The sequence below is a fragment of the Pseudomonas sp. AN-B15 genome (assembly GCF_019056475.1).
GTDB lineage: Bacteria > Pseudomonadota > Gammaproteobacteria > Pseudomonadales > Pseudomonadaceae > Aquipseudomonas > Aquipseudomonas parakoreensis.
The window spans coordinates 1,247,605-1,273,395 of the sequence record NZ_CP049737.1 but is presented as its reverse complement, the minus strand read 5'-3'; the positions used below and the strand labels follow the sequence as shown (position 1 = coordinate 1,273,395).

General features: G+C 57.9%; 42 protein-coding genes. 25 read left to right on the top strand and 17 right to left on the bottom strand.

Translation table 11 applies throughout. The annotated features are described in order from the left end of the window. Positions 1-142: 142 nt before the first annotated feature. From GTQ41_RS05695 to GTQ41_RS05625, 15 genes are all read right to left on the bottom strand, one after another. A complete protein-coding gene (locus GTQ41_RS05695; protein ID WP_154220638.1) occupies positions 143-307 on the bottom strand; it encodes a hypothetical protein in 165 nt (54 codons plus the stop codon). A 138-nt stretch (positions 308-445) separates the two neighbouring features. Then, positions 446-1,117, bottom strand: a complete 672-nt coding sequence (locus GTQ41_RS05690) for a hypothetical protein (RefSeq protein WP_217325450.1) — start codon at positions 1,115-1,117, stop codon at positions 446-448. Beyond that, a complete protein-coding gene (locus GTQ41_RS05685) occupies positions 1,114-1,728 on the bottom strand; it encodes a recombination protein NinG (protein ID WP_217325449.1) in 615 nt (204 codons plus the stop codon). Before GTQ41_RS05685 ends, GTQ41_RS05690 begins: the two co-directional genes overlap by 4 nt. Continuing rightward, positions 1,728-2,129 carry a recombination protein NinB gene (locus tag GTQ41_RS05680; protein WP_217325448.1) on the bottom strand — a complete coding sequence of 134 codons (402 nt, stop codon included), beginning with the start codon at positions 2,127-2,129 and terminating at the stop codon, positions 1,728-1,730. The genes GTQ41_RS05685 and GTQ41_RS05680 overlap by 1 nt, the downstream gene beginning before the upstream one ends. Further along, complete coding sequence (locus GTQ41_RS05675) at positions 2,126-2,347, bottom strand: hypothetical protein (RefSeq protein WP_217325447.1); 222 nt, start codon at positions 2,345-2,347, stop codon at positions 2,126-2,128. Before GTQ41_RS05675 ends, GTQ41_RS05680 begins: the two co-directional genes overlap by 4 nt. 2 nt (positions 2,348-2,349) lie before the next feature. After that, positions 2,350-2,892, bottom strand: coding sequence for an ead/Ea22-like family protein (locus GTQ41_RS05670; protein ID WP_217325446.1), 543 nt, complete (start codon positions 2,890-2,892; stop codon positions 2,350-2,352). Beyond that, positions 2,889-3,299 (bottom strand): phage protein NinX family protein, encoded by a 411-nt coding sequence (locus GTQ41_RS05665; protein WP_217325445.1) that lies wholly within the window; start codon positions 3,297-3,299, stop codon positions 2,889-2,891. Before GTQ41_RS05665 ends, GTQ41_RS05670 begins: the two co-directional genes overlap by 4 nt. After that, positions 3,296-3,604, bottom strand: a complete 309-nt coding sequence (locus GTQ41_RS05660; RefSeq protein WP_217325444.1) for a hypothetical protein — start codon at positions 3,602-3,604, stop codon at positions 3,296-3,298. Before GTQ41_RS05660 ends, GTQ41_RS05665 begins: the two co-directional genes overlap by 4 nt. After that, the gene (locus GTQ41_RS05655) at positions 3,604-4,356 is read right to left on the bottom strand and encodes a replication protein P (protein WP_217325443.1); all 753 of its coding nucleotides are present in this window, start codon (positions 4,354-4,356) and stop codon (positions 3,604-3,606) included. The genes GTQ41_RS05660 and GTQ41_RS05655 overlap by 1 nt, the downstream gene beginning before the upstream one ends. After that, a complete protein-coding gene (locus tag GTQ41_RS05650; protein ID WP_217325442.1) occupies positions 4,353-5,057 on the bottom strand; it encodes a helix-turn-helix domain-containing protein in 705 nt (234 codons plus the stop codon). The genes GTQ41_RS05655 and GTQ41_RS05650 overlap by 4 nt, the downstream gene beginning before the upstream one ends. Further along, positions 5,054-5,362: a hypothetical protein gene (locus GTQ41_RS05645; protein WP_048398981.1), complete on the bottom strand. Its 309-nt coding sequence runs from the start codon at positions 5,360-5,362 to the stop codon at positions 5,054-5,056. The genes GTQ41_RS05650 and GTQ41_RS05645 overlap by 4 nt, the downstream gene beginning before the upstream one ends. Before the next feature lie 2 nt (positions 5,363-5,364). Further along, complete coding sequence (locus GTQ41_RS05640; RefSeq protein WP_217325441.1) at positions 5,365-6,135, bottom strand: KilA-N domain-containing protein; 771 nt, start codon at positions 6,133-6,135, stop codon at positions 5,365-5,367. Between the two features lie 86 nt (positions 6,136-6,221). After that, positions 6,222-6,467, bottom strand: a complete 246-nt coding sequence (locus GTQ41_RS05635; protein WP_047275919.1) for a hypothetical protein — start codon at positions 6,465-6,467, stop codon at positions 6,222-6,224. Positions 6,468-6,487: 20 nt separating this feature from the next. Next, the gene (locus GTQ41_RS05630; protein WP_040267807.1) at positions 6,488-6,682 is read right to left on the bottom strand and encodes a hypothetical protein; all 195 of its coding nucleotides are present in this window, start codon (positions 6,680-6,682) and stop codon (positions 6,488-6,490) included. Positions 6,683-6,711: 29 nt separating this feature from the next. Next, positions 6,712-6,906: a Cro/CI family transcriptional regulator gene (locus GTQ41_RS05625; protein WP_060765666.1), complete on the bottom strand. Its 195-nt coding sequence runs from the start codon at positions 6,904-6,906 to the stop codon at positions 6,712-6,714. Positions 6,907-7,015: 109 nt separating this feature from the next. Here GTQ41_RS05625 and GTQ41_RS05620 point away from each other — a divergent pair, with 109 nt between their 5' ends. The 18 genes from GTQ41_RS05620 (at position 7,016) to GTQ41_RS05540 (ending at position 18,411) form a co-directional block, all read left to right on the top strand. After that, on the top strand, positions 7,016-7,768 hold the full coding sequence (locus GTQ41_RS05620; protein ID WP_060765667.1) for a S24 family peptidase: 753 nt from the start codon (positions 7,016-7,018) through the stop codon (positions 7,766-7,768). A gap of 3 nt (positions 7,769-7,771) precedes the next feature. Next, on the top strand, positions 7,772-8,017 hold the full coding sequence (locus tag GTQ41_RS05615) for a hypothetical protein (RefSeq protein WP_217325440.1): 246 nt from the start codon (positions 7,772-7,774) through the stop codon (positions 8,015-8,017). Then, complete coding sequence (locus GTQ41_RS05610) at positions 8,014-8,232, top strand: hypothetical protein (protein WP_217325439.1); 219 nt, start codon at positions 8,014-8,016, stop codon at positions 8,230-8,232. Before GTQ41_RS05615 ends, GTQ41_RS05610 begins: the two co-directional genes overlap by 4 nt. A gap of 88 nt (positions 8,233-8,320) precedes the next feature. Further along, positions 8,321-9,238, top strand: a complete 918-nt coding sequence (locus GTQ41_RS05605) for a hypothetical protein (RefSeq protein ID WP_217325438.1) — start codon at positions 8,321-8,323, stop codon at positions 9,236-9,238. Between the two features lie 712 nt (positions 9,239-9,950). Further along, positions 9,951-10,199: a DUF1654 domain-containing protein gene (locus GTQ41_RS05600; RefSeq protein WP_060765683.1), complete on the top strand. Its 249-nt coding sequence runs from the start codon at positions 9,951-9,953 to the stop codon at positions 10,197-10,199. 931 nt (positions 10,200-11,130) lie between these two features. Continuing rightward, positions 11,131-11,364 (top strand): hypothetical protein, encoded by a 234-nt coding sequence (locus GTQ41_RS05595; RefSeq protein WP_217325437.1) that lies wholly within the window; start codon positions 11,131-11,133, stop codon positions 11,362-11,364. Between the two features lie 331 nt (positions 11,365-11,695). Continuing rightward, a complete protein-coding gene (locus tag GTQ41_RS05590; RefSeq protein WP_217325436.1) occupies positions 11,696-12,277 on the top strand; it encodes an HNH endonuclease in 582 nt (193 codons plus the stop codon). 43 nt (positions 12,278-12,320) lie between these two features. After that, a complete protein-coding gene (locus GTQ41_RS05585; RefSeq protein ID WP_217325435.1) occupies positions 12,321-12,863 on the top strand; it encodes a hypothetical protein in 543 nt (180 codons plus the stop codon). Between the two features lie 36 nt (positions 12,864-12,899). Further along, complete coding sequence (locus GTQ41_RS05580) at positions 12,900-13,391, top strand: HNH endonuclease (RefSeq protein WP_179294972.1); 492 nt, start codon at positions 12,900-12,902, stop codon at positions 13,389-13,391. A gap of 484 nt (positions 13,392-13,875) precedes the next feature. Continuing rightward, the gene (locus GTQ41_RS05575; protein WP_217325434.1) at positions 13,876-14,112 is read left to right on the top strand and encodes a hypothetical protein; all 237 of its coding nucleotides are present in this window, start codon (positions 13,876-13,878) and stop codon (positions 14,110-14,112) included. Further along, positions 14,109-14,342 (top strand): hypothetical protein, encoded by a 234-nt coding sequence (locus GTQ41_RS05570; protein WP_097090013.1) that lies wholly within the window; start codon positions 14,109-14,111, stop codon positions 14,340-14,342. The genes GTQ41_RS05575 and GTQ41_RS05570 overlap by 4 nt, the downstream gene beginning before the upstream one ends. Next, positions 14,339-14,533, top strand: a complete 195-nt coding sequence (locus tag GTQ41_RS05565) for a hypothetical protein (RefSeq protein WP_097090012.1) — start codon at positions 14,339-14,341, stop codon at positions 14,531-14,533. The genes GTQ41_RS05570 and GTQ41_RS05565 overlap by 4 nt, the downstream gene beginning before the upstream one ends. Beyond that, positions 14,530-14,655: a hypothetical protein gene (locus GTQ41_RS28765; RefSeq protein WP_256616944.1), complete on the top strand. Its 126-nt coding sequence runs from the start codon at positions 14,530-14,532 to the stop codon at positions 14,653-14,655. Before GTQ41_RS05565 ends, GTQ41_RS28765 begins: the two co-directional genes overlap by 4 nt. Before the next feature lie 168 nt (positions 14,656-14,823). After that, a complete protein-coding gene (gene bet / locus GTQ41_RS05560; RefSeq protein ID WP_047297621.1) occupies positions 14,824-15,627 on the top strand; it encodes a phage recombination protein Bet in 804 nt (267 codons plus the stop codon). After that, positions 15,624-17,246 (top strand): YqaJ viral recombinase family protein, encoded by a 1,623-nt coding sequence (locus GTQ41_RS05555; protein ID WP_217325433.1) that lies wholly within the window; start codon positions 15,624-15,626, stop codon positions 17,244-17,246. The genes bet and GTQ41_RS05555 overlap by 4 nt, the downstream gene beginning before the upstream one ends. Continuing rightward, on the top strand, positions 17,243-17,485 hold the full coding sequence (locus GTQ41_RS05550) for a hypothetical protein (protein WP_047297523.1): 243 nt from the start codon (positions 17,243-17,245) through the stop codon (positions 17,483-17,485). The genes GTQ41_RS05555 and GTQ41_RS05550 overlap by 4 nt, the downstream gene beginning before the upstream one ends. After that, positions 17,482-17,946, top strand: a complete 465-nt coding sequence (locus tag GTQ41_RS05545) for a hypothetical protein (protein WP_047297522.1) — start codon at positions 17,482-17,484, stop codon at positions 17,944-17,946. Before GTQ41_RS05550 ends, GTQ41_RS05545 begins: the two co-directional genes overlap by 4 nt. A gap of 81 nt (positions 17,947-18,027) precedes the next feature. After that, positions 18,028-18,411, top strand: coding sequence for a hypothetical protein (locus tag GTQ41_RS05540; RefSeq protein WP_047297521.1), 384 nt, complete (start codon positions 18,028-18,030; stop codon positions 18,409-18,411). A 35-nt stretch (positions 18,412-18,446) separates the two neighbouring features. On the opposite strand, the gene GTQ41_RS05535 is transcribed toward GTQ41_RS05540, so the two are convergent. Beyond that, complete coding sequence (locus tag GTQ41_RS05535; RefSeq protein WP_230679412.1) at positions 18,447-18,956, bottom strand: hypothetical protein; 510 nt, start codon at positions 18,954-18,956, stop codon at positions 18,447-18,449. Positions 18,957-19,039: 83 nt separating this feature from the next. Here GTQ41_RS05535 and GTQ41_RS05530 point away from each other — a divergent pair, with 83 nt between their 5' ends. From GTQ41_RS05530 to GTQ41_RS05520, 3 genes are all read left to right on the top strand, one after another. Further along, positions 19,040-21,085, top strand: a complete 2,046-nt coding sequence (locus GTQ41_RS05530) for a DNA cytosine methyltransferase (RefSeq protein ID WP_217325432.1) — start codon at positions 19,040-19,042, stop codon at positions 21,083-21,085. 224 nt (positions 21,086-21,309) lie between these two features. Next, a complete protein-coding gene (locus GTQ41_RS05525; RefSeq protein WP_217325431.1) occupies positions 21,310-21,909 on the top strand; it encodes a hypothetical protein in 600 nt (199 codons plus the stop codon). Further along, positions 21,906-22,493, top strand: a complete 588-nt coding sequence (locus GTQ41_RS05520) for a hypothetical protein (protein ID WP_047297526.1) — start codon at positions 21,906-21,908, stop codon at positions 22,491-22,493. The genes GTQ41_RS05525 and GTQ41_RS05520 overlap by 4 nt, the downstream gene beginning before the upstream one ends. A gap of 35 nt (positions 22,494-22,528) precedes the next feature. On the opposite strand, the gene GTQ41_RS05515 is transcribed toward GTQ41_RS05520, so the two are convergent. Continuing rightward, positions 22,529-23,110, bottom strand: a complete 582-nt coding sequence (locus GTQ41_RS05515; RefSeq protein ID WP_217325430.1) for a hypothetical protein — start codon at positions 23,108-23,110, stop codon at positions 22,529-22,531. 124 nt (positions 23,111-23,234) lie between these two features. On the opposite strand from GTQ41_RS05515, the gene GTQ41_RS05510 reads away from it, so the two are divergent. From GTQ41_RS05510 to GTQ41_RS05495, 4 genes are read left to right on the top strand one after another with little or no spacing between them, the layout of a single operon-like run. Continuing rightward, the gene (locus GTQ41_RS05510; protein ID WP_047293247.1) at positions 23,235-24,017 is read left to right on the top strand and encodes a hypothetical protein; all 783 of its coding nucleotides are present in this window, start codon (positions 23,235-23,237) and stop codon (positions 24,015-24,017) included. Positions 24,018-24,066: 49 nt separating this feature from the next. Further along, positions 24,067-24,405 carry a hypothetical protein gene (locus GTQ41_RS05505; RefSeq protein WP_254369343.1) on the top strand — a complete coding sequence of 113 codons (339 nt, stop codon included), beginning with the start codon at positions 24,067-24,069 and terminating at the stop codon, positions 24,403-24,405. A gap of 43 nt (positions 24,406-24,448) precedes the next feature. Next, positions 24,449-24,691 (top strand): excisionase, encoded by a 243-nt coding sequence (locus GTQ41_RS05500; RefSeq protein WP_083352033.1) that lies wholly within the window; start codon positions 24,449-24,451, stop codon positions 24,689-24,691. Further along, positions 24,672-25,775, top strand: coding sequence for a phage integrase Arm DNA-binding domain-containing protein (locus tag GTQ41_RS05495; RefSeq protein ID WP_131671908.1), 1,104 nt, complete (start codon positions 24,672-24,674; stop codon positions 25,773-25,775). The genes GTQ41_RS05500 and GTQ41_RS05495 overlap by 20 nt, the downstream gene beginning before the upstream one ends. Positions 25,776-25,791: the final 16 nt, after the last annotated feature.

Sequence of the window (25,791 nt, the reverse complement as noted above, 5' to 3'; positions counted from 1 at the left end):
CGATCTCGCTGATCTAGTTTCGCGCCACTCCACAAGCATGTGAGGTCAGAGTGCGCGGGCTGCCGGCGTTGATTCCGTACATCGCACTTTCCGGCTATCGACGTCCAGGCCTTCCCGAAGGCTGTCCTGGCTACAGGTAAAACTACAGATTCTTTTTGTGAATGCGCCAACCCATGGCGACACCGGGGTGCAGATACTCGCCGGTGCGCGGATGGCGCGAGAAGTCGGTCTCGCCAACTTGGCGTGCGACCGCCTCCCATGCCGTTCTGGCGCGCTCCAGCAGATTGCTTTTGGCTTTCAGCTTCACGCGCACCTCCAGAAGGTTGAATTCGAGGCAATAAAAAACCCGGCGCGGTGGCCGGGTTTCGTTAGTCACTCCTCGATACGCGCAGGAATGACAGGATGGGTGAATAATCGGCGAACCGGCAGGCCCTGTCAAGGCCCTCTATGCAGCATCTTGATCATCGAAGAAAACACCCTCCTTGGTCAGAATCTCGCCAGCTTCGAGAAGCGCCTCGTTGACCAGTTTATCCAGTCCCTTGAAGATCTTCCGGCGCCAGTCTCGGCGCGTTCGCTCCGGCGTGCCATCCAAGTCCCAGGTGTTCATGTCGTAGTTATGGGCCGGCAAGATGATGACCCCTTCGCATGGAGCCTCTTGGCGCTGCTTCAGCTTGGCATTGATGGCCTTCTGGGATTTCTCCACAGCCGCTTTCCTCCAAGCCGGCGCGTCATCATCAACCTCAAGCTCAACCTTCCCGGCCGGCGCGCGCTCGGCGCCGCCAAGTTGCGGATATGCCCAGGCTGTCACCGCCTTGGTCAGAAACAGGCGTGGCGCCGGTGAAGATACGTGCGAAACGATGCGGCCGATGGCGCCAACTTTCGAGGCCATGTGCGTCGAATAGCAGGCGTTCAGGGCCACCCAGTGCTTCGGCTCAAGGCAGGAGTGCAAACGACCAAACACCCAGCAATCCGTGAGGAATGCCGCTTCCTTGCCAACGATCTCGCCTTTGAGCTTATTGGCCTGAACCTTTGGGGTGTAGTCGCAACCCCCAGCGCTGTTGATCGTCTCGGACGCGAGCGCACGGATTACTGCGGAAATAACGTCTCGATAAATCATGCGGCTTCCCCTTTTTTTAGCTCTCTTGTCTTGGCTCGGTATTCGGCCTTGATGGTTTTGATTTCGTCGACGGTGTACTTGCGGGGTTCATGAGGCCCTTCGAGCCAAGCCACGGTTTCGGCGCCGATGCGCTGCACTAATCGGATGCGGTACTCGACCGCGTTACCGGACAGGTTGCGGTTGCACTTAACACACTGTCGGTGGATGTTCAGCGGCTCGAAGCGCAGCTCAGGACAGGCGCCGACGGATCGGTAGTGGCCAGCGTCCCAGCGGCTGCCCGTCATCAGGTCGTTGTCGTTCGGCATTGAGTCGCAGCTTATGCATGGCAAGTGCGCGTCACGCAGGCGGACGTACTCATTCACCGCGGCCTGGGCTTCGCGCAGGTGGTCAGCCCTGGTCTTCAGTTTCTCCTTGCGGATCTTGATCTCGGCACGTCCAATTTGGGCCAGCGCCTTACCGGCTTTCGCCTGATTGACGTCCTTGATGGCCAGGCCGCACTTGTATCCGCACACCGTCTGCCCGAGGCGCTGCGGGACGAATGAGTCCCCGCAAGCTGGGTTCTTGCACTTCTTCGGCTTGGGCGCCTTCGATTCCTTGATGGCTACGCGCATCAGTAGCGCCCTCCCCACTTGTCCTGCTCCGTCCAGCGCACGTCCTGCTCGGCGCCGAAGGCATGCATCAGCTCGAACAGATCGCTGAACCACTTCTGCGACTGCTTGCGGGTCGATACGGCCATGACCACGAACCCACCGTCGAGGCCAGGCTCCGCGCGCTGCTTCTCCAGCGAGGCACTGAAAAGACACTTCCAGTCTTCACTGGTCAGCTTCTTGCCGTGCCAGATGACCTGCTCGGATACGTCCTTGAGCATTGCCCACATCTTGCGGTTGCAGACGTCAGGGCGTTTTTCGTCGCGGATCACCACCACCTTCGGCTTGCTCAGGTCGATGGCGTGCAAGGCGCCGGCGAGGCGGTTGATGTCGCTACGGTCGCGGATCGTGTATTCGGGGCTCATGACTGCACCCCCGTCTTTTTGCTGACCTTCCCTTCCGCCTCAAGCCGACGCATGGTTTTGCGCAGGGTGTTCAAGTCGTAGGCGCGCATCATCGCCTTGATCCACTTGTTCATGATCGTTACGCAGGCGTAGGACAGGAGGAACAAAATCAAGGCAAGCGCGCCAACCGCAGAGCAAACCATCACGCCGTAGCCGATCCATTGAGCAATCTCGTTCATGACTAGCTCCCCTTGCCCATGGCTGCGCGACCTGCGATGCCCTGAACATCCAGCAGGCCCGCCAAAGACTTGCGCAGAGCCTCGGTCTCAGCGTTCAGCTCAGCATTCACCCGCTCGTAGGCTTCGTAGCCGGTGCGTAGGCCGGCGATCTCGGCTCGCAGCTGGTCGCGCTCGGCAACAACCTCGACCAGCTCAACCGCTCGACTCCAACCGGGCACGCCCTCAAGCTCAGTCAGCGGCACATGCTGATCTACCGTGCGCTCAAGCAGTTTGAATAGACGCTCGTTCTCGGCGATCAGGGCCAAGACGGCGGAAGGGTTGGCGGCTGCGATAAAGTCAGCATCCGGCCGACGGATAACCCCTAACGGGTCGCTTTCATAACTCCACTCGTAGACCACCACATCCATGCCGGTGTGGGTTCCGTGCTCGTTCCAAATATCCTGAACAATCTCGAAGCCTTGGGTGCTGTCGACCTCCCCGCACACACTCCATGGCCCTGGGGTCGCGCCCTCGGCTAGCCGCTTCAGTTCGGTGTTGTCGGTCATGACAGCAGCTCCTTTGGCACGCTTACGGTTTCGCCAAGGGCTGAGGCGACGATGGCGCGGCAGGCGGCGATGAGGTGGGTTTTCCCGAACATCATCCGGTCGTCGATGTACATGCCGTTCTCATCGCAGAGCGCGGCACCGATGGTTTCTTGGTGCTCGCAGCAAAAGTCCAAGTGGTACTTCGAAACCAGCGGCCCGCCCTGGCTCCAGTCGGTGGACGGCGCATAAGAGGACTTCAGCCATGAGCGGGGATCACTTGAATCGACTGCTATGCCGACAATCCAGCAACCCATGTCGGCAGTCGCATCGCGCATAACAAAGCCTTCCGGGTTTTCCACCTGAGCAACAGCCCAATCCAGCGCCACGCCCGACAGGTCTTGCGTCTTCACTTCTACGAATTCGCTCATGCCCGCTTCTCCCCTGCTTCTGCGATCAATGCCAGGCGCTCCAGGCGCTCGGATTCGTCTTTTCGGATCGCCCGAACCATCGTGAAGATGCAGTAGCCGATGCAGATGGCGATGGGTGCGAAAAGAATCCAGCCATTGAAAACCCATGCTTTGCGCCACTCCAAAGAGCCAATGGTGGTTCCTTCGTAGATCCACGGACCGATCCAGATAGTGTTCAGCGGCCCCCAAATCACGAAACAGAAAACGAGCATTGCCAGAACTGCTACGGCGCAGCGAATACCTGCCTTGTCGGTGTGATCTTTCATCAGAATTTCTCCGCGCCGCGCTGTGCATCGCGCTTGATGTTCATTTTTGCCAGCAGCAGCTCGCGGGCGGACTTGCCGTCGACCGGGATGCCTTGCTGGAGGATTCGCGCCTGGGTCTGCTGGTCGGCAAGCTCGTTCGCGAGGTCGAACTCGGTCTTCTGGCTGTCGTGGCCGATACCGGTGAGGATCTTCCCGTCGAGCGGCTGGCCTTCCTGGGCGCGGCGGATCACCACGGCGTAGTTGTGGTCGAATCGCTGACGAAGACCTTTGTCTTCCTGCTTTGCGGCGCGTAGGTCGAAGATTCCTGTCTCGTTGGCAGCGATGCGCACGCCTTCATGGCTGTAGACGCCCATCAACGCCTCCACCCATGCGTCAGCGCTCGCTGGCAGACCGAACGCCTCAGGGCCAGGCGTGCACCAGCCTATGAACTGGCCGACGCTTGGCGCGAACGGTGAGCCGCTTTTCCGGCACTGCTCGATTCCATAGCGGATCTGCTCCAGCGTGCGGATACCGGCAGCCATGAAACCCATGGTCCAGTTGCGCATCGCTGCGGCCTTGGCCTTGTCGTCCGGCCAAGCCTGCTTGTGGGCCGGGAAGATGGCTTGCAGCTGCCGAAACAGGCGCTCAACCACTTCACCGGTGGCGTCGTCCACCACTCCAAGCTGGCTACCGATCTGCTCCGGAGCCTGATAAGGGGCGCCGGCGGAAAGAGCGCGCGCAGCACCTGGGATCATCTGAGTGACGTTTTTCATAGGTCATCACTCGTATCAGTGCGCCACGACTGGTCGTAGAAGTCAGGTCCGTTGCCGACAGTCCTGCCGCCAGCCACCACCTTCTCCGGGAACAGGCCGGTCCAGCCATTGCTGATGGACTGGTTGATCACTGCGTCAGCGTCGTGGTGGCCTGCCAGGGTCTTGGCTTGACGGGCACAGGTAGTGGCGGTCAGCGACTTGCGGATCTCCTTGCGGTGTTGGCACCAGTCAGCCCAAGCAGTGGCGCTGACATTGGTCGGCTTGGCAGTCAGCGGGTCGAATTTCTCAGCCTTCGATTTTTTGCGAGAGGGAGCTTTGGCGACCGGCTCTTTTACTGGTTCCTTGACTGGTTCAAAAGAGTGACTGGTTCTGGGGGCAGCTCCTGCCCCACCCCCTGGGTTATCTCCTGCCCCAGGTAGGGCAGCTCCTGACCCACTATTAAGCGAAAGGTGGAAGAGATTCGACTGATTAAGCTCACCCTTGCGACGGAACTCACGACGCAGCAGGCCGCACTTCTCCAGCTCTCGAATGTGAACCTTCACAGTGGAGCGACCGATCTCACACTGATCAGCGATATGCTGATACGACGGCCAGCACTCGCCCACGTCGTTGGCGTTGTCAGCCAGCTTGATCAGTACCAGCTTGCGCAGCGGGTTTCCGACCTTGGTCTTCATGGCCTTGACCATCAGCTCCATGCTCATTGCAGGGTCTCCCACTGAGGCAAGCAATCGCTTCTCAGGAGCTTGTTAAAAGCCCTTTCACGAATGGAGCGAGGGTCGACACCGGTCAGGCGGCGGATCAACACCTTAGAAGCAAGAACGGCCGTCATAAGCTCGAAACGGGCGTCGTTCGTGCAGTCTTCACACTTCGATTCCTCTTCATCCAGGTAGACGCTCAGAGAGAACTCGCTTTTGTCCCAAGCCATATAGGCGAGCTGGTCATCGGTGAACTGTTCCATGTAGGCGTCGTCAATCATCGTCGCCTGGATTTTTGGTTCGTCTTTCATGGTCAGAACTCCAGGCGCTTGATTTCGGAGAGAAGAGCCCGGCTATGGCGCTGGATGTAGATCTGGCTGAGCTTCTGCTTGCGGGATTCGAAGTCCATGCCTACATCGATCAGAGACGCGTTGACGCGCTGCAAGTGTTCAATGCACCGAATCTCGCAAGGCGTTAGGTGGTCACGGATCGAATCTGTAGGGCTGATGCAATGCGCCGCCCGGTACACCTTGGAAGGCATGCCCAGGGCGATACGGTTGATCAGGTCGAACTCATTGCTGAAGTGGTAGTGCTTGATTTCTTTGCCGGCGGCGAGGCGCCCGTGCTTGATGGCGTCGGTCAGGGCTGGCGCCTCAAGGCGAGCCCGATCCCGGGCCTGCTTTCCTTCGACCAGTTGAATGTGGCCGACGACAACAGCATCGAAGGTACGGATCACTTGCAAATGAAATTTCGCGCTGACCCACATTGCATAGGCATAAACCAGCTCCTTCATAACGAAGGTGCCGCCATTTCGGCCCTCAATCGTAACTACCGGAATTCCGGTAGTTTCCAGCTCGCCCACAAGCTCTGCGGTTTGCTGGATCGCAAGCCAATAACCTGGCGCGTGACGCTTCTCTTTTCCGGCAGCCTTGTGCAGGTCATTCAGGCAATAGCGACCCTCTAGGTCTTGCTTGATTTTGACGCCACCGAGACTGAGGGCCATTGTCCGCGCCACGTTTTCAGATTGCGAAAAACGTGGCGCGGGATTATTGAGGGCCTGTACATCAAGATTAGAGGTGTGCATAATCGGCTCCAGATTGAAACGATATTTGCAAGTGCTTTAAAAGAGCCGGGATTGCGCCCCGGCTTTTTTGTGCCTGCGATTTGGGTTTATGGGTTGAGGTCTTCATCAGTCCCTCCTTTTTCAGGCCCTTTTAAGTCCTGCGGCGGGTCGCGCCGTGGTGTAGGCAGGTGTCGGAGTTTTCCGGCCCCTTTTGGCCTGGTCTTTTCGAAAAAGCGTTCTGCTCCAAGCTTTGCGGCGTACTCGTCAGGCGACATGCCTGCGGCTTTAGCCAGTCGTTCAAGCTTTTCGTAGAGGCGCCCATCGATCCCATGGCAGATCGTGGTTTCAGGCACAGAGCCTCCTTTCAGGGCCTTCAGGCCTGCATGTGTTTACCGGTAGCATTCGGTTCAACGATGCTTTCCAACTTCTCCTCGACGCACATGCGCACAAACACAGCCAGCTGCAGCTTGTGCAGGCGGGCCACAGCCTTTAACGCCTCATAGGTTTCATCGTCATAGCGGGACTTGATCTCCCGGTCTTTCAGGTGGCGCGTGTCGTCGTATGCCATTGGTGAGGCTCCTTGGTTGTTCGAAAGGGTTAAGCGGCGGATTTTTGGGACGGGAACGGACGCTGCTCTTGAGCAGAAAGGCTGCCGTCCTCTTCAAGGATCACGAACACGTCTCGACCTACACGAATCGCCTTGCTCAAGGCTCCTTGTGTGCAGCCGAGCATCTGCGCGGCCTTTGTGTGGCCATGCTCTTTGGCAAATTCGGTAAGCGGGATACGGCGCATTGCGGCGTCCTCAATGTAGAAACTCTATCCAAGTATGACCGCCGGTATTGTTGATAGTCAATACCGGCGATATTGGTTATGCGAATACCGTAGGTAATAAGATCGCAGCATGAAAAAAGACAGCCGAAAACTACCCCTCACAGATGAGCAGATTCGTGAAAGCGATCTTCTGAAGGCTATCTACACGCGCAAGAAGCCAGAGCTTGGTTTCACTCAAGACAAAATCGCAGCAGATTTGGGTGAAGGTGTTTCGCAAGGTGCGGTCAGCCATTTCATGAATCGCCGGACGGCGCTCAACATCAAGGCTGCTTCAGTTTTCGCCAAACACTTAAAGGTTCCGGTTGAGGAGTTCAGCCCTCGACTGGCTAGCGAGCTGAAAAACCTCACTGATACACCCGCCACCGCCGAGGATGAGTCGGGCAGCGAGAATGACGACAATTTCGCCTTCATTCCGCAGTACACCGCGAAGGCAGCGGCAGGCCTCGGACATGAGAACCCTCATGTGGAGTCAGTGAACACTCTCGCATTCAAGCGGGAATGGCTGCGCGCTAAGGGGCTCAACTCAAAGCACTTGATAGCTATCTCTGCCGACGGCGACAGCATGTGGCCAACGATCAATGACCATGACGTACTGCTGCTGGATACGTCCAAGACCGAACCGGCCGACCGCCAGATCTTCGTGCTCACTAGTTCGGACAAAGGAACAATTGTAAAGCGGCTGATCAAGACCGCCATGGGCGGCTGGATCATTCGGAGTGACAACGACGACTGCGACGACTATGCGGATGTGATGCTGGCGCGCAGCGAAGTGAACGAACACCGCATCATCGGCAAGGTGGTCTGGCGCGGCGGGGATTTGTAAGTCGTGCCCCTCACCAAGCCCAACCAAGACCTAAAGCGCGACCTGCAAGGCATCGCCTCCGACCTCAAGTGGTCAGCCGTAGAGCTGATGAGGGTTGCAGAGAGATTGAGTCAGGCCGGGAATGAAGCGGACGCCCAGGCCGTGCTGAAGATGTGCACCGTGTTTCATGCTGATGAGGATCGACTGGCGGGTTATGCGGATGAGGTGAAGGACGGCCGGATAATTCGGTCTGCGGAACAGAAAAAATGACTGCATGGCGAGAGCAGAGCTTCTGGAGCAAGTACTGGGTCTGGGCCTGGCTGGCGTTCATGACCGTTTTTATCGCCTGCACCGGCGCGTTCTGGCTGGGTGATGGCTCATCTAATCGCAAGCGAGTCTTCAGCCCTGGCTTCGTTGTGCTCTGCACCATCGTGGCTGTGGTTGAGCTGATAGCGCTGAACCACTTCTATGGCGCGCGCGGATGAGGTGAAGGCGGGAAGGATTGTGCGGGGGAAGGCTGAGTAGTATCGAGCTTGAATTTAATAGTTTGGATAAGACTTTCAAGGATAAGAGATGAGCGGCTTTGAACTTAGTTTAGATGATGTACCAGTCCTTCCTGATATTGAATCAATTATTGGCCGGACTAATTTTCAATCCCCTCTATACTTTATGCCCGATCACAAGGACCGAGGCTTCGGCAGCATCATTGCTCCATACCATTTAAAAGGGAAAATGATAAAGTGTGGAATCGCCAATTGCGGCAAACCACACCTTCATGGCTATGCCATTACCACAAGCGACTCGCTCGAAACAAATATTGGCAAGGATTGCGGAACCAAGCATTTCAAAGCCAATTTTGCCGCCGAAATGAAAAGGCATGACGAGTTATATAATCGAAGACTGAAGATCAATCGAATTCTAGAGCTGAAGGGCGTCGCCCCCGAAATGCTCAACGCACTCCTTTCAGCCAAAGCTGATTACTCAACGCTTAAGTCCTTGAGGTACTCGCTTCGAGCGGCACTGTCGGCTACTGATAACGAACGCATCGCTCACAAGCTGAAAACCGGAGACTCAAACCTTTACCGTTATGAGTCAAGATCTCTTGCCGAGCGAGAGGCCTACTTTGAGACGAATCCAGCGGCTAAGAAATCCGGGGTGGTACCGCCTCACCAAATCAGAGTCGGCGAAATAGCGGGTTTTGATTTTTTGAATGCGACCCATAGGGACGAAGAGGTGTTTAATTTTGCAACTCCGCTAAGAGCTGTTATATCAGCATCCGTTGAGGATATTTATTCATGGCGTACAGGCGAAATTGATAAAGTTCATATTTGGATAGGCAAAGCAAACAAGGGTTTAGAGCGAGTCAGCTACCTAATAGCAAGTGGAAAGAAATTCTTCACGAAAGATAATCTATCCGGGCTTGGGTCTGTGGGTCTTTCTGAGGAGAGCGTACAGTCAGCCATCAAAATAGCTAGCGGCTTGAGATACTGATTGGGCTCCCGACTCCCTAGCGGTTACTGCTTGAGTAAGGACATGCATTGCGTCCACAGAGGGAAGCTCAGCCCAAAACAAGGTCTGGTCGGGATGCATTGCTTCGTAAGTTGCGAATAGATAAAACCCTGGCGGATCTTCATTCAGCTGCTTCCAGGTAGCAATCATAAACCCCTCACAAGGACTGTAAACGAGGCACTCCTGATAATCTTCCGGCTGTGTTTTGGAGGTTTGATGAAAGATCTGAAGAAATCGAGAATCAGTCGATGTATTACCCATGGGAATAGATCCTAAAGAATTCATTCCACAAGAGAATACACCATAGCCCGGCCCAGCGCCGGGCTTCTTGTTTCTGGCCTTCCTTGATCGCCTCCTAAATTGGTCTACGATTACATAGTCGAGCTACTGGTCCCCCAACTGGCTCGACTTTGCCCGCACATGCGGGCTTTTTTGTATCTGCCCTTCCTGCATTACCCCCTACCCCTCGCAGGCATCGACCTGCACCGCCTGCACCGCCTGTACCGCCTGTACCGAACGGTACGACCTGCTGATTTGTGGTCGGCCTGCGCCTGACCGGGTCGAGAACTGAGCCCGCCATTGAGCGGGCTTTTTATCGTCTGCATCCCACAGGAGTACAAAAGTACTCTCGCCATCTTGCCTTTTACTTATGGATAAAATACTGTTTATACATACAGTAAACCAGGGATCAATCATGGCAAAAGCAAAGGCAGCACCGAAACCACCCTCCTCTTACGAGCTGCTGGGTATGCGAATCCAGAGGGCGATCAATACGCCTAAGGCCCAGCTCTCGAAGTCGGTGCTGCTGGAGCGCTCAGAAGATGATGCTGCCGCCGACTGGGACCGCATCCTGGATGAGATAGCCGAAAACGAGAACGTCACCATCGCTCACCGCGATGACGGCCTGATACAGCTATTCTGGACCGTGCCGAAAGAAGACTGACCGCCCGCCTGAGCCCGCCTCTGCTGCGGGCTTTTTTACGCCAGTCGAAAAATATATGACCGGAGGTATTGACCAATACACAATACCGGCGGTATTGTTCACTCCATCGAGTCACCCAACAGGGACTCGCCAGGGCCTCACGGCCTGACCCGCTCTTTAAAAATTCAGAACACGATCCCGCTGCGGAAATAACAGCGGGGCCGCCTGTCCGGCAAGGACAGGGAGGGCCGATGCAAAGGCTCTGTCAAAACCAAACTATTAAGCCGCTACGCCTCTACTGGGGACCGGCGATCTGATCTGACCTACCGCCTGGGGAGTGACTTGGGTGCTGGAAGGAAACGCAGGGAGAACCTGCGGCGGATCGAGGGATACCGAACTGGCGAATGATCCAGATATGCGTAGCGAGACAGATTTCCTCGATGCCCTTCTCACGAGGGGTATCAGGGAAATCAAACCGGAGAAAGATGATGAGCAATCAAGTAGCACGACTTCCTGAATGCCCTCAGCACGGCGCCATGCAACTTCAGCAGGCTGGCACTAAGGAGCAAGCATTTTGCGGAACCTGGTATCGCTGCAACCACTGCACGCATAGCGTCCTGCTGACTTCTAGCGAGCTGGTAAGAAAATGAGCAAGCCAGCAGCCGTAGCAATAGGGAGTCGGTGGCTTTCAAGCAAGAACGGGGAGCCCGTAATTCTTGTTGTAACCGAGCGCATGCCATTTGGGATTTTGGAATATCAAGTAGAGGGAAAGTGGATTTTTGGAAGAAGCAAGCAGGCCGACTTCCTGCGCAACTTCAAGCCAGCATGAATAAACATTTTATCCGCCTGCTGATTCAGCCGGGCAAGGAAAGAGATTACCTGCCCGTTACCAGCGGGCAGGATGCTCTCCAGGTGGCCCTACTCAGGACCACGCGGAAAGCAGGAGAGTGAGATGAACGAAGAGCAGATTGAGCGGTTTCGCCAGATTATTCAGGAGATCGCGACGGATGAAAGCGTCACTTTTGATGAGGCTTTCGCCATCGCTTCAAACTACCTGGCCTACTGGGTAAGTGAAATGCCCAAAGGAAGACCTTCCGCTGGCGGCGGTAGTTCGTCTCAGGCGGGTCGAAGCCAGCCAGACCAGTCGCTTGACTCTGAAACAAACACTGAAGGATCTGCTGGGTAGGAGAAAGGGGCGGCAAGAGCCTTAACTTTCTCCCTCAGCTCATAGGTTCCCAGCGAGCTTGCTCCGTAGTAGGTGCCAGGCGGCATCCTGAGAACCCCATTATCCCCTTGAACCGTCCTCTTGAGGCCAAGCGCTTCCAGCGCCTTATGTAGGTCTGCGTATTCCTCGCTGTCAGCCTTGAAAATCTCAACCCGCACCATGTAATTCGCCATTACTACATTCCTTGTTTCGACTGTGGAAGTCGAAGCATATGGATTTCCCTCGACTATGGAAAGCGAGGAAACAGGGAGCCTGCCCCTGTAAAAACAGGCGACCACATTGATTCAAGCCGGTGACCGACGCCAGTAGCGGGTTACGGCGAACAGATTTCCTCGATGACCTTGGCGACAGGGTCATCCGGGAAGCAAAACGGGAGTCCAAGATGCTTACTTATGATCAAGCAATAAGCGCCCTAACCTACAACCCCGCTACAGGGATGCTGACCTGGAATAGCTCGCCTAACACGCGGATCGTTCCGGGACGCACAGCAGGCAGCAAGGGCACCAATGGCTATATTCGAATCAAGATGGGCGGCAAGACATACCTCGCCCACCGTGTTGCCTGGCTGATTCATCGCGGCAACTGGCCCGACGGTCAGATTGATCACGTAGATGGATGCCGGCAAAACAATGCGATTGCCAATTTGCGTGATTCAACCCCATCCCAAAACCAGCATAACCAAGCGCTGCGCAAGACCAACAAGTCTGGCGTGAAGGGTGTTAGCTGGAATCCAGATTCCAGAAAATGGCACGTCCAGGTGACGCTGAGTCGAAAGGTCTATAACGGCGGCCACTACGAATGCTTGGCCGAGGCAACAACGGTAGCTGCAACGCTGCGCGACAGGCTGCACGGCGACTTTGCACGACACGACTAACCGCTTCGATGAGGCGGCATTGGAAATCAACGGGAGTCACAAAATGCTCAACATCAACGAAGACGATCTGAAAACCGCAATCGTAGCCAAGGTATCTGATGAACTTCTCCGCGACGGCGATGACCTTTCCGGCATGGTCGCTGCGGAATTGAAGAAGCGCATCGACAAGATCTTCAACGAGCGTGTGACAGCGCAAATTGAGGCGGCAATCAACGAAACCATCAACGGTTCCTTTGAGCGCGAGTATCGCCGGGTAAATACCTGGGGCGAGCCAGAAGGTCCGGCTACAACAATTCGCAAAGATCTGGAAAAGACCGTGAACGCTTACTGGTCTGCGAAGGTTGAGCCGCGCACAGGCAAGGCCGCGACGAGCGACTACAACACGGTCACCCGTGCCGAATACATCATGACTCAGGTCTGCGCCGAAGACTTCACGAAGGAAATGACCCAGAGCGTGCGGAATGTGTCGGGCGCACTGAAGGATGGCCTTCGCATCCAATTGGCAAAACAGATGGACGCCATGCTGGACGGCCTCTTTCACATCAAAAGCCTGCAAGACCAAGGCAAGGTTGAAAAGCCGTACTGAACAACCAGCGCCACGACAGCCTGATAGGAGGTGCGAGTGAAAGACGTTCCAGTAGAGAAAATAGCTGAGCTTCTGTACTACGATCCTGATACCGGGCTGTTCGTGAGGAAGCGTTACATCGTTGGCGGTGACAGCGCTGTAAAGCAGCGCCTCGACCATGATGGATACCTTCGGATAAACGTGGCGAAGGGAACCTTCAAAGCCCACAGACTAGCTTGGGCGCTCTATCACGGAAGGTGGCCAGCCGGAGACGTGGACCATATCAATTGCGATCGCGCCGACAACCGAATCGTAAACCTTCGGGAGTGCAACAGGAGCCAGAACTGCCATAACAGCTCTTTGCGCCGAAACAACAAGTCAGGGGTCAAGGGCGTTTCGTGGTCTGGTCGCCGAAAGAAATGGCACGTTCAAGTCGCAGTCAACAGAAAGATCCACAACGGCGGTATGTATGCAGATATCGCCGAGGCGGAAGCAGTTGCTATTGCTTTAAGGGCTCGTCTCCACGGCGAGTTCTCGAATCACGGCTAACTGCCCGATCCTCTCTATGAGAGCGCATCGGACTGCTCTCCACCTTTCACGGCAGGCTTGAGATTGTTCAAGAACCTCCACCGGAAGCCTGAGAGCAGTCCGATGCGGACGAAACTGCGGCCTATAACCGCCCACCTGCATCAAATCCCAGAAGCGGTTGTTATCGAGCGCTGGCGAACTGAACACGGCCGTGGAACTCGGCGCCGGAGACGTGACCGGCAAGCAGATGCGGCGTTGAAAGCTGGGTTGAACGCTTCGGCGGCCCTAGAGAAACGCAGGTTAATAGGCGCCAGATAATGCTGGTTGCTCCTCCGAGCGGTCGTCCCGAAAGGGTCCGCTCTCGCCGGAATCGCGCCCGGCCATCTGCACCCACCTCCCCGACCAATCCCGAATGCACTCCCCTACGCGCCCAGCGGCAACCAGCGGAGCGGATGAGTGCATCCGAGTTTTGTTGGATCAATACCCCGCCACCACGGAGGCGACCATGGCAACCAGCTATGCAGACAGTGCGCAGGCCCGAGAGTGGGACAGGCGCTACGACGATTGGGGGCGCCCGAAAGCGCCAAGGCCTGAAGACTTCCACGACTACGAGGCCGCAGCGTTGAAGCGCACTCAGTTGCAGCAGCAGGCCGCGGCGCAAGAGCTGATCGACCGCAAGGCCCGAGCCAAGCGCGTCGCAGCAGCTGTCGTCGCCTACGGAGAATTCTGGGGGTTGGAATGAACATCCAGCAGCGTGACCACCAGACAGCGATCACCTGGATCGAGGGCGAGATCAACAACATGATTCGCGACCTCGGACAGCCAAACGCCAGCGCTGCGGCGACTTCCTGCATCACGTTGGCGTTCATGCTTCGAGCCATCGACGACGCAGAGCATCGCCACTACCGCGCTCGCATTGACCAGATTTACGCCTCCTACAACGCTTCAGTCACGCAAGGAGCAGCAGCATGACCACACCAATCGTGACAACGCTTGTTGATGAACAACTGGCCGATATCGAACGCAAGATCGCGATCCTCGGTTTCGGCCTGCCCTTCAATGAGGTGATCGGCCGCAAGCGCGAGGATCTGGTCGACAGCCTCCCGCAGCGTCTGTCGGTGACCATGAAAGGCGGACGCATCGCCGTGAGGGCCAGGCCATGAAGATCATGTTTTGGGTTCTCGCCGGCGGTTTGCTGATCGTGATGGCCAGCTACAACGTGGCGCGCGATTCCTCCAGCACCTGCCAGCCGCCGCAGTCGACCACCTACAAGGTGTTCCAGTGACCAGCCGCCAATGGGCGCGCCGCCTGATCATCTGGCGCGGCGCGTTCTCTTCCCTCGGCGTTTTCACCTTTCTGATGCTGCTCAGCGCCCTCGCCGACCGCATCACTCAATAAACCAAGCATTCAATCGCTGCGCTGGGCGCGGCAAGGATTCCCCATGTCCGCAGTAATGAAACAGGCTGACCATCTGCCAGCCATCTCCGAGGACGCGCTCGTCGAAGTGCTGAGCGGAAGCCTGTATCCAGGCGCGGCGCACAACTCTGTAGTGATGGTGCTGGCCTACTGCAAGGCGGCTCAGCTCGATCCGATGCTCAAGCCGGTGCACATCGTTCCCATCTACCAAAAAGGCCGCGGGATGGTCGACACGGTCATGCCCGGTATCGGCCTTTACCGCATTCAGGCTGCGCGCACCGGTCAATACGCCGGAATCAGCGATCCGGAGTACGGGCCATCGATCACAGCAAAGTTGGGCGGCGTTGAAGTCACTTATCCAGAGTGGTGCCGAGTTACCGTCAAAAGGCAGATGTCGAACGGCCTTGTCGCCGAGTTCACCGCTAATGAGCGCTGGCTCGAAAACTACGCCACGGCAGCCAAAGACACCATTGCGCCGAACTCCATGTGGAAGCGCCGCGCCTTCGCCCAGCTGGCGAAGTGTGCCGAGGCTCAGGCACTGCGCAAGGCCTTTCCAGAGGTCGGATCTGCTCCCACGGCGGATGAAATGGAAGGCAAGTCGTTCGAAGAGCCAGCAAAGGACATTTCACCGACACGACAAACCCAGCAAGAGCCGGATGCGAAACCTGATTACCCCGACGAGCTTTTGGCGGCAAACATCGAAAAGTGGCAGCCGCTCATTGACGCGGGTCGCACCAGTCCGAAACACATCATCGCCAACGTCAGTAGCAAATACACGCTACGCGACGACCAGATCGAAACCATCCATAACCTGAAAGCCATCGACGGAGACACAGCATGAAAATTCACAACGTAGCTCAAGGCTCCGCCGAGTGGCATGCACTCCGCGCCCAGCACTTCACCGCCTCCGAGGCCCCAGCAATGATGGGAGCCTCGAAGTACCAAACCCGTTCCGAGCTGCTGACGCTGAAAAAAACCGGCATTGCGCCGGAAGTCACCCAAGCTCAGCAGTACATCTTCGACAAAGGCCACGCCACTGAAGCGCTGGCCCGGCCACTGGTTGAAGTCATGATCGGCGAAGAGCTGTACCCGGTTGTAGGTACCGACGGAAACCTGCTCGCCTCTATGGACGGCGCGACGATGCTCGGCGAGACGCTTTTCGAGCACAAGCTCTGGAATGAATCGCTGGCTGCCCAGGTTCGTGCCGAAAACCTGGAGCCGCATTACTACTGGCAGCTTGAACAGCAACTGCTGGTGAGCGGCGCCGAGCGTGTGATCTTTGTTTGCTCAGACGGTACCCCTGAAAACTTCGTGCACATGGAGTATCGGCCTGTCGCTGGCCGGGCCGCGCAGTTGGTGGAAGGCTGGAAACAGTTCGAGGCCGACCTGGCCAACTTCGAATTGGCCGAGGCGCCTTCTATTGTCGTCGGCAAGGCCCCGGACGAGCTGCCAGCGCTACGCATCGAACTGACTGGCATGGTCACCGCGAGCAACCTAAAAGTGTTCGAGGAATCGGCACTGGCGGTGATCGACTCCGTGAAGACCGAGCTGACTACAGATCAGGACTTCGCCGACGCCAAGAAGGCCGTGAAATGGTGCGGCGATGTTGAAGAGGCCGTGGCGACGGCGAAGAAACAGGCACTATCTCAAACCCAGACCATTGACGACCTGTTTTCCTCACTGGATCGGATCAGCGCTCACGCTCGCGAGACTCGACTGAAGGTCGACAAACTGGTGAAGGCTCAAGAGCTGCTGGTGAAGACCAACATCAAGCAGAAAGCAGAGCAGTCGCTGACAGACCATATCGCGGCGATCAACAAGACGCTGGGCCGGGTCACCATGCCGGTAGTCGCCGCAGACTTCGCCGGCGTCATGAAGAACAAGCGAACGATCGCCAGCTTGCAGGACGCTGTAGATACTGAGCTGGCCCGCGCGAAAATCGCCGCGAGCCAGGCCGCCGACGCGATTCGCCTGAACCTGGCCAGCTTGGCTGAGCTGGCGGCCGACTACGCTTTCCTGTTTAACGATATTCAGCAACTGGTGATGAAGGCAAACGACGATTTGATCACGCTGATCAAATTGCGGATTTCGGAACACCAGAAGGCCGAGGAGCAGAAAGCCGAAGCCCAGCGCGAGCAGATCCGCCAGCAGGAGCTGAAGCGAATCGAGGACGAGGCAAAGGCCAAGGCGCCGATCGAACAGGCTCCAGTTGCCAGCCCGGCACCGATGAAAGCTGCGGCGCCGGTTCAGTCAGCCTCGAAACCATCGACTGCAACCGCGACGCCGGTGAACCTGCAGGCTGAAGTGTTCGATCTGGAATCGCTGATCAAAGCTGTCGCCTACGGCCAAGCGCCTATTTCGGTGCTGACCGTGGACTGGGAGGCACTCGACGCAATGGTCGCCGCCCAGGGCGCTAAGTTCAGCATGGCCGGCGTCAAGCTGGTCAAGGTGGCCGCATGATCAGCAACCACCTCAACCTGGTGGAGCAGCACCGGCCGGACGCTGAGGCGATCTCTGAACGAGTCGCCCAGTACCTGGCCGCCGGCGGGCGGATCGACCAACTTAAAAGTCCGCCGCGAAATCCGCTGCCACCGCCCCGCTCCAACAAAATAGACCCTGAAACGGTCCTCAAGCGTCGGCCGAAGCCGATATCGGCCGCCGACCGCAAGGCCCTACGCAAAATGGCGGACTCGCTATGAAATCGAAACGCAAACCCAATAACGGTTTCGCCCGAGCCGAACGCAGTTGCCGGGCGCTGCTGCGCACCAACCACGTCGCGGTGGTGAACATCGACCCAAGCGGCAGCCAGATCATGGCGAACTGGAAGAACTGCCGGCAGATCCGAAGCCTGGCGATCGCCAACGCGATTTTCGATTTCTCCTACCGCTGGACGATCTACATCGCCGCCATGTGTCGAGACGAGCGCGGCGCCGAGTACATCAAGTCGGTCGAGATTTCGCCCGAGGGCATCTACAAGGTCGAGCGCCTGACCGATGCCATCGAGCATTACTACCTGGAGCTGCGCAACAGCGCGAACCCGAACCATCTGGTGGCCTCGGGCTGGATCGCCATCCCCAACGAGATCTCGATGGATGAAGCCCAAGCCGCGAAGCTGTTCTACGCCGCCGGCGCCTGGCATCAGGTGAAGGTAGCTGCGTGAGACGAACCAACAACCGGGCGGCCACGCGCCGCCGACAGACCTGGCTGGACTTGCCGGCCAGCGGAATTGAAGAGGTAGGCTATGGCCGAAGAACAGGAACTGACGGTGGAAGAGCCGCAGCTGACAGCGGAAGCCATCAAGCAGCGCAGGAAGCGCGAGAAGGCAGCAGCGAAGGACGCTGCATTGGGCGTCGAGAAGTTTACGGTTGAGGTGGCCGGGGTGTTCAAGCCTGACCTGAAGAAGGTGATGAAAGCCCACGGGATCAATAACCAGCAGGAGGTTTACCAGCTCCTGCTGATGAACCTGATCAACTCCGACTTTGATACCCAGTCCAAGATGTTGCGATGTGTCACGACACCTTGCGTAGTTACGGAAAAGGTGTCACGACTTATCGAGGCCGCCGGCATGAAGTCGCTCGCCGACGATCCGCCAGAGCATGACGACGAAGTCGACATACCAAAGTAGCCAATGACACGATGCGAAGCAGAGATAGTGGAACGCTACCAGCGGCCGTCGCTTCGATACATCTGGGCAACCAACTCAAAGCTCCTGAGCAGGTGCCGCCTGAGATAAATGCGATTCTTACCGTAGTAAATTGCCATGTCATCTTCGTGATCGCAGCCCATTTCTTGGCCGTTGATAACAAACGCACCTGGCCCATAACCAGAAGTCACACAAAATGTGAACTTATTAGAATCGATCTTGTGCTCCCCGCTCGTGACATGACAGGCCGCATTTCTGCACGTCCGCACTAGGTCAGTGATATCAGCCACGACGTCAGTTGCCTCCATGTCGTCAGAGAAATCTATCCGTTTCCCGTCTTGTTTCGCCTTCTGCAGCAGGTCGTTTAGATGGACCAACAAAAGTGTTACTGCTGATTCGAACAATGGCCCGGCGGTGTTGTTGGAGTTGAAAACTCCACAGTTGAATAGGTCCGCACATCGCGAAACGGATGCCTGAATGTCGGCAGCCCTCATCCATGCAGAAAAGTTCTTCGTATCTTCAGCCATATCAGTTCCTTGATCCGGCCCCATGCCGGGCCGAACACAAATACCCCACTTCTACGAATCACGCCAGCCGGCGAGGATCCCCTATGTCCGCAAAACAGAAGAAACACCCCTTCGATTTCAAAACTCAATACGGACTCGGCTTCAGTACTCAGGACGATGAGATCGTTGTCGATTTTTTCTGCGGTGGCGGCGGCGCCGGTACCGGGCTGGAGATGGGCCTTGGCCGCGCAGTAAACGTGGCGAAGAACCACAGCGCCGCGGCGATCAGCATGCACACCGTGAATCACCCGGGCGCTGTGCACTTCACCACCGATGTGTTCGAGGGTGATCCGGATACCGAATGCGGCGGCAAGGCCGTGGGATGGTTCCACATGTCGCCGGATTGCACGCATCATAGCCAGGCCGCCGGCGGCCAGCCGCGCAAGCGCGAGATCCGCAACCTGTCATGGATCGGCCTGAAGTGGGCCGGTAAGAAGAAGCCGCGCGTCATCAGCCTGGAGAACGTAAAACAGATCCTCCAGTGGGGGCCGCTGATCGCCAAGCGCTGCAAGGCCACCGGCCGTGTTGTGAAGCTGGGCGGCGGTGTTGCCGAACCTGGCGAAGTGGTACCGGTGAGCCAGCAGTTTCTTGTTCCGGATCCGGCACGCCGCGGGCAGACTTGGGCTGTGTTCGTCGCCGAGCTGCAGCGTCTGGGTTACGCAGTTGAATGGCGGGTGATCAAGGCCTGCGACTTCGGTGCACCGACCAGCCGCGAACGCCTGTTCATGATCGCCCGGTGCGACGGGCAGCCAATCGTCTGGCCTGAGCCGACCCACGCCAAGAACCCAGCCAAGGGCCAAAAGAAGTGGCGCACGGCCGCGGAGTGCATCGACTGGACCATCCCGAGCAAAAGTATCTTCGACCGGGCAAAGCCGCTGGCACCCGCAACCCTGCGCCGGATCGCCAAGGGCATGAAGAAGTTCGTCATTGATGCTGCTGACCCGTTCATTGTGCCGATCGCGAACTGGTCTGGCGAAAGTGTCCAGTCTGCGCATGACCCACTGCGCACCGTGACGTCTTGGCCGCGCGGCGGATCCTTCGCCATGGCCAGCCCAATCATCGCGCCGGCAACCCACCAAGGCAGCGACCGGATCAACGATCCCCACGAACCGCTGCCGACGGTCACCTGCGCGAATCGCGGTGAGCTGACGTTGATCAGCCCGGTGCTGGTTGGTGCCGGTGGCCCGGTATACGCCGGAAATCCGGTAGCAGCGGATAAGCCTCTCGGCACCTTGATGACGCGTGGTCACCGTGCACTCGCAGCTGCGCACCTGGTGAAGTTCAGGTTTGCGGACGAAGGCAAGGCGCTCGACGAGCCGCTGCCGACCATCACCAGCGGCGGCGACTGCAAGCGCCCAGCCGGGGCTGCGCATGCGATGGGAATCTCAACAGTATTCATGGCCCAGATGAACGGAGGGTTCAACACCACCGACGCCAAGAGCCTCGACGATCCGATGACCACGGTGACCAACACCGGCAGCCAGCAGCAGCTGGTGACGGCAAACCTGGTACACCTGCGCGGCAACTGCGATGCACGGGACATAGCCGATCCGCTGCACACCATCAGCGCTGGCGGCACTCACCACGGGCTGGTCACCGCCTTCATGGAACGCCAGTTCGGAGCCAGCGTTGGCCAGGGCGTGGACGAGCCAGCACCAACCATCACTGCCGGCGGTGGCGGCAAGAGTTCGCTGGTAGAGCTGCAGCTCTCGCCGGAAGTTGAAGCCGGCGCGCTGCGGGTCGCGGCATTCCTGATCAGCTACTACGGCACTGAGAACATGAGCGCCGCCGACGCGCCAGCGCCAACCATCACCACCAAAGATCGGCTTGGCCTGGTCACGGTAACGATAAAGGGCACGCCCTACGTCATCGTCGACATCTGCCTGCGGATGCTGCAACCGGCCGAGCTGTACAAGGCTCAGGGCTTCCCTGCCGACTACATCATCAGCCACGGCGCCGACGGCAAGCCGTTCACCAAGACCCAGCAAGTGCACATGTGCGGCAACAGCGTCAGCCCGCCGCCGATGGCCGCTCTGGCACGGGCCAACGACCCGTGGCGCGTTGTCGAACAGCAGGCAGCCGCGGCGTAGTCACAGCAACGGCCACGCCGCCAGCCAGTCCGCCAAGCGCATCAGGATCTGGCTCAGCAGCTCGATAAGTACCTGGTACATCACTTCAGCAATGAGTCGCTTCATTCGGTTGGCTCCGGCTTATTTGATAGCCAGATCATTCCGTCACGACTCCTGCACCGGCAATAAAACGCTTGAACTCCAACTTATCCACCGCCCGGGCATGCCCCGGCATAGGACGCCCCATGCCCACAGAAAAGATGAAGGCCTATCACGTCGGTGAAGGCTCCGAAGGTGAACACGTGATCACCTTCGCCACCAACAGCGCAACGGCACGGCGCGAAGGTGGCAATGAGTTGAACCTGACATTCGAAGAGGTTGAGTTCTGTCGGCGCGCGCCGTGGGCTGATCAGTTCGCTGGCCAACCGTTTATCCCGGCCAAGGCCTACCACGAACAGGGCTGGTGGTTTTACTGCAACAACTGCGAAAACCAGCTCTACGAGGACGAGGAAGACGACGAAGGCAATCCGCTCGCGATCGTCTACGACGGCCGGCACGCTTACTGCGATCAGAACTGCAAAGATGCGCGGGACAAGAAGATCTCCGACGCGAACGCCAAGGGCGAGGCCTTCAAGGCAAAGGTACTGGCAGAGCGACCTGATCTGACCTTTACCGAGTGGAGTATCGGGTGGCCACGGATTTCTATGTCGGCCAAGTTCCAGTTCCCTGGCTCGCAGTACGGCGGGTCGGTGAGTGATCACGACGGCGATGGCACCCTGACCTGGTACGTCGCTCAAGGCGACAAGGCAGCTTGGGACCTCTACCAGCAGGAGCGCGCGGCATGATCAATCTCTTCTGGAGCATCGTCGCCAAGGTACTCGCCCGCCCGGCCATCGCCGACTGGCTCATCGCCCGCGCCAAGCTCACCCCGTACCAGCACATCATGTCCGCCGACGGCACCGAGATGTACATGGGCCGCTGGTGGCTGTTCAACCCGTACAGCAGGGAGACGCACAAGGCGGCGCTGTGGTGGTGCCCGTGGTCGTTCCGCATTCACCACATCATGCGGCCGGACGAAGATCGGGATATGCACGATCACCCGTGGAACGCACGGACGATCATCCTGCGTGGTTGGTACAACGAGCAGCGGCCGGCGAGCGATTGGTGGAAGAAAGCGGTCAGGTCCTCGATGGTTCCAAATCCAGACCCGAGGATCGTTGAGTGGGTCATGAAGGACGCCTGCGAGTGGCTGAAACGCTCCGAAGGCGACACCGCCCGCCTCAACCACGGCGAATACCACCGCATCGACCAGGTATCACCCGGCGGCGTCATCACCCTCTTCATCACCAGCAAGTGGCGCGGTGACTGGGGATTTCTCGTAAACGGCGTGAAGGTGCCTTGGCGCACTTATACAGGCACCAACGACTGAAGGTGCTGGACCGGGATTCTCTGATAAGCCAAAGATCACAGCAGCTGGAGCTTTTCGCCAATCATTGGCGCCAAGTAAAAAGCCGCTTTAACAATGCCATACCCCACAGTGACAGCTCCGATCGCTGCCGCCCAAGTAGCTAGCCTCAGAGCCCACACTGGAAACTGGCGCTGCAATATCACGGGGATGGCCTTAGCAAAGCCATCGTCATGTTTTATGCCGAGGTTCACCCCCGATACCAGCAGCGGAGCGAAATAGAGGTATGAGACGGTGATCTGAGCTCCAGGAACAACCGTTGGAAACACAAGGTCCACCCCGCCACCCGGAATATTCTCAATTCTGTATGGGGTATGCGGATATACCGTAACGCTAGGTAGAGTGGCGTGCGTCATCCTGACATTCACCGCGCTTCGCTTCCCAACGTTTCGAATCACGACTGCGTGCGTGTTAACGATCAGCCCGTTACCGCTTTCAGAAGGGATGCTGAAAGAGGATGCGTGTCCGTAATAGGAAACTATCTCCGGCCGCTTTTCAAATCGCCTGGTCACCCATGCCCCAATAAAAAGGCACGCAACCGGTACGGCTATAGATGAAACCAGATTCCAATCCACAGCCATCATCCACTCCTTAAATAATTGCCAGCATTACGCCACTGCTGATCATCGAATTAAAGCTGATAGCACATAAACAAACCACTCCCTCCACCTTCAAAGTCAGCCGCTATAGCGGCAAGGACGAGAAATGCCTATCGAGAAAATCGAAAAGGAGGCTGACCTCTGCGCGCTGTTCATCCAGGAGTTCAACGAGCTGCCCGGCTGGACGTGCTACCCCGAGGCCGCCGGCTTCGACGTGCTGGTCGTTCATGAGGACGGCCGGCAGATCGGCGTCGAGGCGAAGATGCAACTGAACGCCAAGGTGGCCGATCAGATCCTGCCCTGCCGCGGCGACGAACTTTACGGGCGCGCCGGGCCGGATTACCGACTGGTGATCGTGAGCAAAATCACCGACGCCAGCAAAGGAATCGTGAAGATGCTGGAACACCTCGGCGTGAGAGTGCTGATGCCGCGTTCGAGCTGGACGCGCCACGGTGACTGTTTCACCTTCAGCCTCGCCCATTCCTTGCTGGAAGCCAGCAATCACCAACCGTTTTATGACTGGTACATGTTCGACTGGAACCCGCCCGAACGCTGCCAGGTGCCAGTGCTGGTGACGAACCTGCCCGCCGGCGTGCCCGCACCGGTGCGCCTGACGCCGTGGAAAGAGTCAGCACTGAAGGTTCTGGCCCAGCTTCGGCGACAAGGCTTCATTACCGCCAAACAGATCGCCAGCCACGGCATCGGCGTCACCGCATGGACACAGGCACCGGGAAGCAAACCGGCATGGCTGTCCAAGGGCGCCGTACGTGGAACATGGATCGAAACTGAACACATGCCGGCCTTCGACAAACAGCACCCGGACGTGTACGCCCTGGCCGTCGAAACCCTGGCCGCTACAGCGCCAGCAGAACTGGAGTTATCACAATGATCTTCGCCCCGCTCTACATGGCCTACCTCATCTACAAGGGGCCGTGGCGATGAACAACAGGATCGTCTGTCAGTTCAGTTGTGGCGCCGCTTCAGCGGTGGCTACCAAGCTGGCACTGTCGCAATACGGGTCGACGCACGACGTGCAGATCATCAACGCGTTCCTGGCTAACGAACACGCTGACAACCGGCGCTTCCTGCAGGACTGCCAGAACTGGTTCGGCCAAGAGATCGTTCAACTTCGTGACGAGAAGTACGGCGCCGATATCATCCAGGTATTCCGGCGCGAACGCTTCATGAAAGGCCGGAACGGGGCGCCCTGCACCAACGAGACTTATCGAAAGGCTTCGGCCGAGCGTCGCGGCGAAACTTACGCCCCACTCGCATAACCCATCACCACCTTCTGCCGCCACGCGCGGCATGGAGCATCACATGAGCAAAGTCACCCTGGATGAATGGGCGGCGGCCGAGTTCAAGACGCCGCCCAGCCCCAACACGTTGCGCAAATGGGCGCGCGAAGGCCGGATCGCGCCAGCACCGGTGAAGCACGGGCGCAGCTACTATGTAGACTCCAACGCCCACTATCAGGAACCTGACCAGCAACCAATCCGCATTGTCGGCGGCAGCCTGATCAGCAGAATAGAGAGAGCACGCAATGGCGCCCAGGCCGCGTAACACAGGGTCAAAGGATCTTCCCCCGAATCTCTACCGCAAGACCGACGCCCGCAACGGCGTCACTTATTACACCTACCGCGACCCGATCAGTGGTCGCGTGTTCGGTCTGGGCAAGGACAAAGAAGCAGCGATCCGTGAGGCGGTCGCTGCGAATCACGCCGACGCCATCAAGCCAACGCTGACCGAGCGCATCAGTGCGCCGGCGCCAGCACCGGGCAAACTGTTCTCGGAATGGCTGGATGAATACCGCGATCTGTTCGCAGAGCGCAAGCTGTCCGCCAGCAGCAACAAAAACGTGCGCATGCGGATCAACCGGTTGGACGCCGAGTTCGGTTCGAAAGGGATCAAGGAAATCACAACGATGGAAGTGGCTGATTACCTGACAGGTATGGCCAAACAAGGAAAGGCGCAGATGGCCAGGGCGATGCGCTCGCTGTTGCGAGACGTGTTCGTCGAGGCTCAGGCGCGGGGGTGGGCAGACACCAACCCGGTCGAGATTACCAAGGCGGCGCGGGTGAACATCAAGCGCGAACGGCTGACGCTGGAACTGTGGCAGGCTATTTACGCCGAGGCGGCGAAGCCATGGCTTCGCAGGGCAATGGAGCTGGCAGTGCTGACCGGTCAGCGCCGCGACGATATCGCCTCGATGCTGTTCAAGGATGTGCACGACGGCTTCCTGCATGTCGTGCAGTCCAAGACCGGCGCGCGCCTGCGGATCAAAATGGAGTTGCGGCTGGACTCGGTCGGGCTGGACCTCTCAACCGTCATCAAGCAATGCCGCGATCGCGTTCTGTCACAACACCTGGTGCATCATGCGCAGGCGTCGGGCCGGGCGAAGGCTGGTCAACCTGTCGTGCTGGACACGCTCAGTTCGGCATTTGCCGAGGCTCGGGACAAAGCCGGCGCGAAGCTGGGGATAACTTTCGGGCGGCAACCGCCGTCCTTCCATGAACAGCGATCACTTGCCGCGCGCCTTCATGAACTCGAAGGCCGTGATGCCCAGAAACTGCTCGGGCACCGTTCGGCCGCCATGACTGACGTGTATCGCGACAGTCGAGGCGCTGAGTGGATCGACGTGGCATAATCACCGGCTGAATTTT